Raw genomic sequence first — 11,546 nt, forward strand, 5'->3', positions numbered from 1 at the left:
TAGAATTGATGTTATTGAAACCCCTCTACTTCCGTTCTGCTTGGAAACGATGCTTGTGCGCCAAAGCCGGTTACCGACAGCGCAGCCACTTTTTGAGCAAATCGAACGGCCTCCTCTAACGAACCGCCTTCGGCTAAATAAACGCCCAGTCCCGCATTAAAGGAATCGCCGGCCCCTGTCGTGTCCATAACATCGACTGTATACGCTTTCAAACGTTGTACAGCCTCTCCCGCAGAATAAGCGACTCCTGCACCGCCAAGTGTCATGACCACTTGCCGGACACCCTTGCTTTTGAGATCATGTATGATTTCTTCTACATCGATATCGCCTTCGGCCCGCCCGGTCACAATGAGCTTGCCTTCCGTTTCATTGGGTGTAAGGATATCGATTTGCTTCAGAAGAGCCTCCGGCAAAGATCTGGCCGGGGCGGGATTTAAGATCACCGGAACCTGATGGCGGTTGGCGATGACGACGGCTTCTTCCACCGCCTCCATCGGAATTTCCAATTGGATCAACACCACATCCGCTTCACGAATGATCGACTCCGCTTGACGAACATATTCGGGTGCCATTCGGTCGTTGGCTCCGGGTGCAATGACGATGCTGTTCTCGCCGGATTCACTTACCGTAATCATGGCCACTCCGCTGGAACTGCCGGAAACCGTCGTCACATAATCCGTATTCACATTTGCTTTATGTAAGTTATCAAGCAGCTCTCGCCCAAACCCGTCATCGCCGACACAGCCTACCATATGTACATGCGCCCCCAGCCGGCTTGCAGCCACCGCTTGATTGGCGCCTTTACCGCCAGGCATGGTAGAGAATGTGCCGCCTTTAATCGTCTCTCCTTCTAAAGCAATTCTCGGCGCCTTGACGACAAGATCCATATTTAAACTTCCGACAACTACAATTCGCGCCGGTTGTGTCACATTAACCCTCCCACATGAAATCTGATTTCTTACTCGTTTATCTTCATATCCTGCGCAGCGTAATGCCGTTCCATCTCGTACAGTTTCTCCACTCTACGCCGGAATTCTTCTTCCGTGCTGAATTCCGCTTTCAAAAAACTTTCGAGCAGCTCGACCACAATCACAGGGCCGATAATTTGGGCGCCTACGCACATCACATTAACATCATCGTGCTCAACACACTGATGCGCGGAGTAAATGTCGTGGCAGACGGATGCCCGAATGCCCGGAATTTTATTAGCCGCGATACACGCCCCGACACCTGTTCCGCATACCATAACGGCCCGCTCCACTTCGCCCGACAGGACTGCCTCACATACCGTTCGCGTGATATCCGGAAAATCAACAGGATTACTATCGTACGATCCGAAATCCTTCACCTCGTGTCCCATTTCTTGCAAGGCGGATATTACTGTTCCTTTTAACGGAAAACCCGCATGATCTCCTCCGACTGCTATTCTCATTTTCTTTTTCCTCCAAATGATGTTTACGTATATTCTATTTGCCCTTCAACTGCTGGTTAAAAATTTTACTTATCCGCCTAAATTCGGATTATTTTTCGGTTAATCGATTAAATTAAGCTGCATAAAAAACGAGAGAATCGTTCGTACCTGACTGTCCGCTGATATCATAAGCCCGATAGGACGTCTCTCGGTCGATCGAAAACGCCGTTGAACGAATTCCCGCCCGAGCAGCCGCAGGAATGCCGGATGATCAACGCCGGATCCATGTACATAATTTCTCTCTTCACTTGCTTGTCTTTAATTCTCGCCAGTATTAAGTTTGCCGCATGCACACCTTGATGGTAAGCGGGTTGCCTTACCGTAGTAATCGGCGGATCTACGATCTCCGCCCAGTCGGAGTCATCGTAACCCAAAACTGCAATCTGATCGGGAATGCGGAGTCCCGATTCCTTCAAATATTTGTATGCCCCGAGTGTCATGGAGTTGTTGGAAATAAAGACGGCGTCCGGTTTCGTGTCCTGTTCCATCAGTTCTTTCATTTTGTCGTAGCCGCTCTGGATGTCGAAAAGCCCTTCCTTTACCAGTTGATCCGATTCCGTTATGCCGTAATCCTCAAGCGCTCTCCTATATCCGGTCAATCGATCTTTACCCGTACTAACGGAAGAAGGCCCGGCAATAATTGCAATTTTACCGTATCCATGCCGGATCAGATGTTCAGTAGCGATATATGCCCCTTGTATATTATTCGTCATAATCACATCGGAATTCATGAATTCCGGGCACCGGTTCAGGAATACGATCGGTACCCCCGTTTTCTCCAGTGAACGAAAATAATCGCCCGTATTCCCGGCGGATGAGACGATCAGACCGTCTACCCTTTGACCTATTAACACGTCGAGGTACTTTCGTTCTTTCTCCAGTGAAGAATCCGTATTGCACAGCAGAATGCTGTAGTTGCTTTTGGCAAGCTCTTCTTCTATTCCTCGGACTACAATGGAGAAGAACGGGTTGGCGATATCGGAGATCAGCAGCCCTATAATTCGGGATTCCTGTACACGCAAGCTCTTGGCTACGCTGTTGGGCTGATAGTTAAGCGCTCTGATCGCAGAAAAAATTTTGTCCTTCACTTCTTCGCTGACATATTTCGTTTCATTTAAAGCATTGGATACCGTAGCCGTGGAAACTCCAGCCATTTTGGCTACCTCTTTGAGAGTCGCCCTCTTCAATTAGCGGTTTCACCTCCTTTTTAATCGTTTAACCAGAGTATAAACCTGAGCGATCCTACTTGTCAATACAAATGTAATCGCTCTCTTCATCATTTCCATGTGACTTTGATCACAGATAAAGCCATTCAAATCACATATAATGCAGACGTAAAGAAACCAACAGCGGCATGCCATACAATCTCAAATGGGAGCTGAAGCTTATGAAAATCGTAAAAATCAATGAAAACAACCATCGTTTTAACGGCCTTATTCCAGTTATCCTTATCTTGACTGTGGTCATTTGTTCTCCGTTTCTTTATTTCCTGATTCAACTTATGCTTGGAAATGAAGCTGACTTTATTTATCACCCGTTTGAATATAAATAAAAGCCCAAAACCTGGCCCGGCTTCAGCAGCAGTCGGGCTATCTTTCATTACCTCCCGCACAGCGCCCCTTTTTGGCTTCTCCATCGGACACTTACAGATTACTCAGCCTTGCGGAATACTCGCAATGAACCAGTCTACTTATGCCACCCCCAAATCCATGGGCTCCTTTGAAAAATATATCGCTCGCAGCTTCTTTTTCTGGATGACACGCTTTCTGCGCACAAAATACGAACATGTGGAAATCATATTTATTGCTCACCATACGGAAGCGAAGGTAGTTACGGAGGAAGAGTTCTTCACCAAGGGCGAGAGCGGCGGAACCATATGTTCCTCGGCCTACCAGCTCGCGGTGGATTTGATCGACCGTTCATACCCGTCATCGCGCTTCAACATTTATCCGTTCCATTTCTCCGACGGCGACAACCTGACCTCCGACAATGAGCGATGCGTAAGGCTGATCAACGAACTGATTCAACGCTGCAACCTGTTCGGCTACGGCGAAGTGAACCAATACAACCGCAGCAGCACCCTGATGTCGGCTTACCGCAACCTGCACGATCCGAAATTTGTTCATTATGTGATTCGCGAGAAGGGAGAAGTATATAAAGCGCTCAAGACCTTTTTCCCCAAGGGAATCGAAGGGAAGGTGGCAAGATGAACGCCGACGATATGAAGCAGCTTGAATACGCCATAGCGGAAATTACGGAGATCGCCGAAGGCTTTGGCCTGGATTTTTATCCGATGCGTTACGAGATCTGCCCGGCGGATATTATTTATACCTTTGGGGCTTACGGGATGCCTACCCGCTTTAGCCACTGGAGCTTTGGAAAAACATTCCATAAAATGAAGATGCAGTACGATTTCGGGCTCAGCAAAATCTATGAGCTCGTCATCAACTCCGATCCATGTTACGCGTTTCTGCTTGACGGCAACTCGTTGATTCAAAACAAGCTGATTGTGGCGCACGTGCTGGCGCACTGCGACTTTTTCAAGAACAACGTCCGCTTCTCCAAAACCAACCGCAACATGGTCGAGAGTATGTCCGCAACGGCGGAGCGTATCCGTCAATACGAGATCGAGCATGGTATAGATGAGGTCGAGAAGTTCATTGATGCCGTATTGGCCATTCAGGAGCACGTCGATCCGCTTCTTATCAAGCCGTATCACCGGCAGCGCGAGGAACGTGACGCCAAACTTATCACCATGAAAGAACCCAGAGAACGCACGTTTGGTTATGAAGATCTGTGGGATTTGGATGATCGCGGCCAAACTGAGGATAAAAAGCCTGAAGCCAAAACGAAATTTCCTCCGGTCCGGCAAAAGGACGTCATGCTGTTCATCGAAGAACACGCGCCGTATATGAAGGATTGGCAGCGCGACATTATGACGATGCTGCGCGACGAAATGCTCTATTTCTGGCCGCAGCTCGAAACGAAAATCATGAACGAAGGCTGGGCCTCTTACTGGCATCAACGCATCCTGCGCGAGCTGGACTTGACGGATGACGAGACGATCGAGTACGCCAAGCTCAATTCCTCGGTCGTGATCCCTTCGCGGCACAGCCTGAATCCTTATTATCTCGGGCTGAAAATTTATGAAGACATCGAGAAGCGATGGGATAACCCTTCCGAAGAAGAGCGAAAGCGCTTGGGCCGGAAGGGCGGCGAAGGAAGGCAAAAAATATTCGAGGTCCGGGAGTGCGATTCCGACATCTCGTTCATCCGCAATTATATGACGAGGAAGCTGTGCGACGAGTTGGACCTCTATGTGTTTGAGAAAAAAGGGCCGGAGTGGAAAATCACCGACAAGTCATGGGAGAACGTTCGCGATCAGCTGGTCTATTCCCGCGTCAACGGGGGCTTCCCTTACATTGCCGTGGAGAACGGCGATTACGAACGGAAGGGAGAACTCTATCTGATGCACATGTATGAAGGGATGGAGCTGGACTTGAAGTATGTAGAGCGCACCATGCCTTACATTTATCGTCTCTGGGGCAAAACCGTCCATCTGGAAAGCGTGATCGAATCGAAGCCGGTGCTTTTCACCTATGACGGCAGGAAGCATAACCGGAAGTTTCTTTAAATGCTCAAGCCGCGGCAGCTCACTGTGCCGCGGCTTGATCGACTTTATAAACTTATACGCCTTCGCAGCCTTTCTTCCGCAGGACCTCATCCACCCAGCTTCGGTCAATCGTCCCTTTCTCAATATCAGCCATGATCTTGCGTTCGGCAGCCATCGTTTGACGGACCTTCCCGATGAGCGCTTCTGCATGTTCATACGGTACAACCACAACACCATCCATGTCGGCCAGAATCACATCGCCGGGACGGACAATGACTCCTCCCAACTGGATCGGAACATTAATTTCGCCGGGGCCGTCCTTATATGGACCGCGATGCGTTACACCCTTGGCATACAAAGGGTAATTCATATCGCGAATCGGTTCCATGTCGCGGATTGCTCCGTCAATGATAAAGCCTTCAATTCCGTTTTTCTTTGCTATGTTAACCATGATCTCGCCCATGATGGCGTTGGTCAGGTCGCCGCCTGCATCGACCACAATGACATCCCCCGGACCTGCCATATCGATGGCTTTATGAACCATCAAATTATCGCCCGGCCTGGTCTTTACGGTAAAGGCGGAACCGACCAGGGTTCCACGGGTGTGAATCGGACGGATCGACGCATCAACCGCGTTCAGACGGTTCATGTTATCCGACAGATGAGGAGTGACGAACCCGCGGTATGTGTCCAGTACCTCATCCGATACGTTCCTTACTTTCGGCAGTATGCGAAAACCGATATTGGTCATTAGAAAGCTACCTCCAGACGGGCATTTCTAAAACCGATTTCTAAAACCGGTTTTAGAAATGCCGAAATAAAATCGGGACTTACTTGTATTGCGTATAAACCACTTTTAATTCCGTATAAAAATCTTTATTCGTCTGACCGATGGAATATACGCCATGACCCGAATGCTTCACGCCCCCGAACGGCATATGGCCTTCGCTGATCGTACCGTTATTGATGTGGATCATTCCGGATTCGACGTCTTCCGTAAAATCATAGGCCCACTCCAATTGATCCGTAAAGATGGAGGCGGTCAACCCATATTCCGTATCGTTGGCTACGCGAACCGCTTCTTCAAACGATGCCACGCGGATGATCACAAGAACCGGCCCAAAAATTTCTTCTTTCGCCACCTTCATATCAGGCGTGACCCGAGTAATCACGGTAGGCTCGAAATAAAACCCCTTATCATAGAGGCCGCCCGTCAATCTGCTGCCTCCGAGAACAATGGACGCCCCTTGCTCTTGCGCGGATTTCATATATTCCTGAATCGTATTTACTGCGTCTTCGCTCACAACCGGACCGATTTGGGTCCCCGGGTCCATTCCGTTGCCGACCCGATACTGCTTCACTTTTTCAACGATCAGCTTCTCAAGCGATTCCGCATGCCGTTCCAGAACGATGACCCGGCTGATGGCGGTGCATCTTTGGCCGGCATTCGTGTAAGCGGAATTCACAATTTCAGTGGCGGCTCTTTCCAAATTCGCATAATCGGCAACGACTGCCGGATTTTTGCCGCCCAACTCCAATTGGACCTTGGTAAAGTTTTCAGCAGCCAGTTTATTGATGTTTCTGCCGACATGGGTAGACCCTGTAAAAGAGACCCCTCTTACCAGCGGATGGCTTACCAATGCGTCACCCACTTTGCGCCCGCTTCCCGTAACCAGATTGACCGTACCGGCCGGAAGTCCCGCTCGTTCGAACAGTTCCGTTAAAATGACCGCTGTGAGAGGCGTTTGGCTCGCCGGTTTCAACACAACCGTGCAGCCGGCGATGAGAGCGGGAACGATTTTTCGCAATGGGGTGAGAATAGGAAAATTCCATGGTGTAATGGCAGCTACCACGCCAATCGGAACGCGCACGACAGTGTTCGTTACACCTGTACGGTCGCTAGGCAGAGTGATTCCCTCCAGACGTGCGGCTTCCCCGGCCACATACCGCATTTCCTTCACGCCCCGGGCCGCTTCGGTAAATGCCTCTTTGTAAGGCTTTCCCTGCTCCCGGCACAGCGCTTCAGCCAACCGTTCTTTATTCTCATCCAATAAGGCGATGAAACGGTAAATATATTCAGCCCGTTCGGATGCGGGCACCTTTCTCCAGCTTTGGAACGCTTGATGCGCAGAGACGACCGCCCGATCCATATCTTCTGCCGTAGACAGCGGGAAGCTTCCCACCACATCATCCGTATTGCCCGGATTGACGATTTGATAAAACTCTCCGGTGCTGCCGTTTACCCATGCTCCATTAATATAATTTTGGTACACTTTCGTTTCGGTTTGCCTCGCGCTCATGATTGCATCCTCCTGTACATGGTTAAATGGATTGTCTGACGATTTCTTTCAAATCTTCCAACGTCGGTTTGCGGGGGTTGACCCATACATTGCCGCTTTCCATGCCTTCCTTGGCAATATAATCCAGATCCTCCTCCGTTACGCCGTATTCTCTGAGACCCGCAGGAATCCCGATGTCCTGATTTAATTTTTTAATGGCTTTGACGGACAGCTCGGCCGCTTCCCTTAACGGCAGTCCTGCCGTGTTTTCCCCGAAAATCTCGGCGATTTCCTTGAATTTTTCCAAATTGCCGACAAGATTAAATTGCATCACCTGCGGAAGAAGAATGGCGTTGGCAGTACCATGCGGAACTTTAAACTTCCCGCCTAACGGCATACATAAAGCATGCGCCAGGCCTAACCGCGTAGGGTTAAAAGCCATCGCCGCAATCGTGCTCGCCAGCAGCATATCATAACGCGCTTGCAGGTTATCTCCCTGCACGACGGCTTTGCGCAAGCTTTTTGCAATCAAGCGCATGCTTTCGCGGGATAAGGCTTCAGAAATCGGCTGCGTCGCCTTGTTCACGAACGATTCAAGAGCGTGCGTCAAGGCATCCATTCCGGTTGCTGCCGTCATCGGGCCCGGGAGCGATAAGGTGAGAGCCGGATCGCAGAGCGCCAGCGTTGGTGCCAGATATTTACCGCCTATGCCGAATTTGCGATGGTGATCTTTCTCCGAAATGACCGTCCAAATCGTCACCTCGCTGCCCGTTCCCGCCGTCGTCGGGATACAAATGATCGGCAAGCCAGGATTGGGAATATGATTCAAACCGGCATATTGTGTGATTTTCCCTTCGTTATTCACCATCACCGCCACGGCTTTGGCAGCGTCCTGCGCACTGCCGCCTCCAACTCCGATCACAAGATCGGCACCGAAAGCTTTCGCCTCCGCCGTCGCGATTTCAATCGTTTTGACATCAGGCTCCCGTTCCACTTCGGTGAAGGTATGAAATGTGATATGAGCCTCTGCAAGCGGCGAAGTCACTTTGTCCAGAATCCCTGCTTGCGCAACCCCGGGATCGGAAACGATGAAAACCTTTGATCCTTTCAAGCTGTCAATCCACTTGGGAAGCTCATTTACGGCATGGACGCCAAAGGCGATCTCCGTCGGCAGTTCGTACGTAAAAACCCGGCTTAATAAGTTCATGTCTACTACGCTCCTATCGATTTATCTTGAAAATCTTCTATATGGACGCCGCAGGCTTCCCCTACTTGTTTAATATCCTCGTACACTTCCCTGGTCAGGGGAATGCCTTCGGCCAGCCTTTTGCACTCGATGTTATATTCGATTTCTCCAGGCACGAAGATTTCGTTCACGCCTGCGGCTTTCGGAGAAGATTTGATTTCTTCGATCATCTGGTCAACCCGCTGCTTAAATAGGTCTACCGGCATAAAACGCGAAATATCGATCAATTGGAAGAAGTGGCCTACATTTTGCGGCTTGTCGTAATCGCCGTAGATGTTGTTGATGTGCGGTCCGAATCCCGCTCCGGTCAACACACCGCTCATGATATCGATCATCAATGATATGGCATATCCTTTGGGTCCTCCAAAAGGAAGTACGGAACCCTCCAGGGCAGACTGTGCGTCCGTGGTGGGTCTTCCCTCCTTGTCGATGGCCCACCCTTCGGGAATCGGCTTGCCCTCTTGAGCCGCCGTAATGATTTTTCCTCTGGCGACTACGCTGGTGGCCATGTCCAGAATAATCGGGTTGTATTTGCCGGCGGGAATGCCGAACGCATAAGGATTCGTGCCGATATAAGGCTGAATCCCGCCCCAGGGCGCCATCGTCGAGGGAGCGTTGGACATCGCATACGTAATCAGGTTTTCCTTCACACCCTGCTGAACGAAATAGGCCCCCGTGCCAAAATGGGTGGATTTTTTTACTCCAATATAGACGGCACCGTTCCGGCGGGCTTTCTCCATGCCTAATTCCATCGCTCTCTTCCCGACGACTTGCCCCATGCCGTCATCGCCGTCGATCAATAACGTGGCGTCGCTTTCCGCGACTACGCGAATATTCGGTTTCGGATTGACGACACCCAGTTTCAAGCGCTTGACGTAAATGGACAATCGGGTAACCCCATGGGAATCCACGCCGCGCAGGTTGGCTCCCACCAGGCTGTCGGCCACTGTGCCGCCATCGGTCTCCGACAGCCCCGCATTTTGCAAAATGCGCCGGAGGTATTCCTTCAAATGCTCTGCTTTAAAGATCATTTTCTCCACCCCTATAGCCTATTTATTATTTGATTAACCATTGCAGCGGAACCGTTACGATGGCAGGGAAGAACAACAGCAGCAGCAGAACCAGGGTATGGACCAGCAAGAAAGGCCATATGCCCTTCATGATTTCTTCCATACTGATTTTCCCAACCCCGCAGGCCACATTCAGCACGGTGCCCACCGGAGGAGTAAGCAATCCGATACAATTGTTCAAAACAAACAAAACGCCAAAGTAAACCGGGTCGATGCCTGCTTCTTTCACGATCGGCATCAGGACAGGCGTTAAGATCAGGATCGTAGGCGTTAAATCCATCGCCGTACCGATGATCATGACCAGAACGGTGATAACGATCATCAGCATTAGCGGATGTTCAACAAATGGCCCCAGCAAATCGGATAATTGGGCCGGAATATTCGCAAAAGCAATCAGCCAGGCGGACACCATAGCCGCAGCCGCCAGGAACATCACTACGCTTGTCGTTTTGGAGGCGGCCACCAGCACACTGAAAAATTGGCTGATTTTCAGCTCCCGATAGATGACTACACCGACGAATAACGCGTAAAATGCCGCAACCACCGCCGCTTCCGTCGGAGTAAATATGCCGCCGCGCAGCCCGCCGATAATAATAAGCGGCAGCAGCAGCGCCCAGAAAGCTTGTTTGGTCGCATTCCACATTTCCCTTGCCGACTTGCGCGGAAAAACCTCTACTTCGCTTTTACGGGAAATGATCGCCCACGCTATGGTTAAACCTACGCCCATGAGAATCCCCGGCACAATGCCGGCCATAAAAAGCTGTGTAATGGATACCCCGCCCGTCACGCCAAACATAATCATCGGAATGCTGGGAGGCAGGACAGGCGCGATGATGCCGCCGGCTGCAATCAACCCCGTTGACCGATTGCGGTCATATCCGGCTTTCACCATCATGGGGATCAAAATAGCCCCAAGCGCTGCGGTGTCCGCAACAGCGGATCCCGACAACCCCGCAAAGATCAGACTGGCGATAATCGCCACATAACCAAGTCCCCCCCGAATATGTCCTACAAACGCTAGGGCAAAAGTAATGATCCGTTTGGAAATGCCGCCTTGATTCATCAGTTCCCCCGCAAGAATGAAGAAGGGGATGGCCATTAACGGGAAGTTATCCGCCCCGTTGATCAGATTTTGCGCAACGATCTGGGTATCGAACATGTCCAAAAAGAACATTAAAGCCACGCCGCTGGCCAGCAGGGCAAAAGCGATCGGCATTCCAAGCGCCATGGCGCCGAGCAATGAAGTGACAAAAATGCCTAGGGCCATTTATCTCACCCCCTTTTCCAAGAACGCGGCACTTGAGGATGAATTTGGCACCGACATGATTTCTTCTTCAGATTCACGGGTTTGATCCAGCTCAGAAACCGGGACATGTTGAAAAAAGGCTTTAAAAAGCTTGATGCCAATAATCGCCGCCATACCGATGGCCATCACCATTCCGGCTCCGAAAACAACGGACATCGAAAGTCCGATAGCCGGAGATTTAGTATTCCAATTCAGAAGAACCATCGTCCAGCTTCCATCAAGCACTAATCCCAAAATACACAGCATAATGACATTGCTGATCAAAAAGACGAGCTTTCGAAGGGCTGGAGAAAGCTTTTTGATCACGAGATCGACGCCCAAATGCTGATTCTCGTTTAAAGCGCCGACGGCCCCCAAAAAGGTAAGCCAAACGAACAGAAACCTTGCCGCTTCTTCGGACCAGGTAATTCCTGTGTTAAACAAATACCGAAGCACGACATTGCCAAACACCAGAATGGCCATTAACAAAAGAGCGCCTGCCATTGAAACGTTAACGATGCGCGTAAACGTCCTGGACATCTTTTTCAAGAGATACCATCTCCTACGGTTGAATGAGGATTA

The 11,546-nt window shown here is 50.3% G+C and carries 11 protein-coding genes and 1 pseudogene; 2 read left to right on the plus strand and 10 right to left on the minus strand.

Going from position 1 to position 11,546, the window contains the following annotated elements; genetic code table 11:
* Window positions 1-11: 11 nt before the first annotated feature.
* The 4 genes from rbsK to BLT35_RS05990 form a co-directional block, all read right to left on the minus strand.
* Window positions 12-929: a ribokinase gene (gene rbsK, locus BLT35_RS05975; RefSeq protein WP_074727290.1), complete on the minus strand. Its 918-nt coding sequence runs from the start codon at window positions 927-929 to the stop codon at window positions 12-14.
* 29 nt (window positions 930-958) lie between these two features.
* A complete protein-coding gene (locus BLT35_RS05980) occupies window positions 959-1,432 on the minus strand; it encodes an RpiB/LacA/LacB family sugar-phosphate isomerase (protein ID WP_062406845.1) in 474 nt (157 codons plus the stop codon).
* A 164-nt stretch (window positions 1,433-1,596) separates the two neighbouring features.
* Window positions 1,597-2,658, minus strand: coding sequence for a LacI family DNA-binding transcriptional regulator (locus tag BLT35_RS05985; protein ID WP_139170771.1), 1,062 nt, complete (start codon window positions 2,656-2,658; stop codon window positions 1,597-1,599).
* 125 nt (window positions 2,659-2,783) lie between these two features.
* Window positions 2,784-3,071 carry a hypothetical protein gene (locus BLT35_RS05990; RefSeq protein WP_074727292.1) on the minus strand — a complete coding sequence of 96 codons (288 nt, stop codon included), beginning with the start codon at window positions 3,069-3,071 and terminating at the stop codon, window positions 2,784-2,786.
* 97 nt (window positions 3,072-3,168) lie between these two features.
* Here BLT35_RS05990 and BLT35_RS05995 point away from each other — a divergent pair.
* Both BLT35_RS05995 and BLT35_RS06000 read left to right on the plus strand, forming a co-directional pair.
* Window positions 3,169-3,681, plus strand: a pseudogene (locus BLT35_RS05995) (DUF444 family protein); the annotation flags it as partial.
* On the plus strand, window positions 3,678-5,105 hold the full coding sequence (locus BLT35_RS06000) for a SpoVR family protein (protein WP_074727293.1): 1,428 nt from the start codon (window positions 3,678-3,680) through the stop codon (window positions 5,103-5,105). The pseudogene BLT35_RS05995 and the gene BLT35_RS06000, both read left to right, overlap by 4 nt.
* Window positions 5,106-5,157: 52 nt before the next feature.
* Here the strand turns inward: BLT35_RS06000 and BLT35_RS06005 are convergent, their stop codons facing one another.
* From BLT35_RS06005 to BLT35_RS06030, 6 genes are all read right to left on the minus strand, one after another.
* Window positions 5,158-5,835 (minus strand): RraA family protein, encoded by a 678-nt coding sequence (locus BLT35_RS06005; RefSeq protein ID WP_074727294.1) that lies wholly within the window; start codon window positions 5,833-5,835, stop codon window positions 5,158-5,160.
* A gap of 79 nt (window positions 5,836-5,914) precedes the next feature.
* The gene (locus tag BLT35_RS06010; protein ID WP_074727295.1) at window positions 5,915-7,384 is read right to left on the minus strand and encodes an aldehyde dehydrogenase family protein; all 1,470 of its coding nucleotides are present in this window, start codon (window positions 7,382-7,384) and stop codon (window positions 5,915-5,917) included.
* 22 nt (window positions 7,385-7,406) lie between these two features.
* The gene (locus BLT35_RS06015; RefSeq protein WP_074727296.1) at window positions 7,407-8,570 is read right to left on the minus strand and encodes an iron-containing alcohol dehydrogenase; all 1,164 of its coding nucleotides are present in this window, start codon (window positions 8,568-8,570) and stop codon (window positions 7,407-7,409) included.
* Between the two features lie 5 nt (window positions 8,571-8,575).
* Window positions 8,576-9,640, minus strand: coding sequence for an Ldh family oxidoreductase (locus tag BLT35_RS06020; RefSeq protein WP_074727297.1), 1,065 nt, complete (start codon window positions 9,638-9,640; stop codon window positions 8,576-8,578).
* Window positions 9,641-9,665: 25 nt separating this feature from the next.
* Complete coding sequence (locus tag BLT35_RS06025) at window positions 9,666-10,946, minus strand: TRAP transporter large permease subunit (protein ID WP_074727298.1); 1,281 nt, start codon at window positions 10,944-10,946, stop codon at window positions 9,666-9,668.
* On the minus strand, window positions 10,947-11,504 hold the full coding sequence (locus BLT35_RS06030; protein ID WP_074727346.1) for a TRAP transporter small permease: 558 nt from the start codon (window positions 11,502-11,504) through the stop codon (window positions 10,947-10,949).
* Window positions 11,505-11,546 lie beyond the last annotated feature (42 nt).

It is taken from the genome of Paenibacillus naphthalenovorans (assembly GCF_900099895.1).
Taxonomy (GTDB): Bacteria; Bacillota; Bacilli; order Paenibacillales; family NBRC-103111; genus Paenibacillus_G; species Paenibacillus_G naphthalenovorans.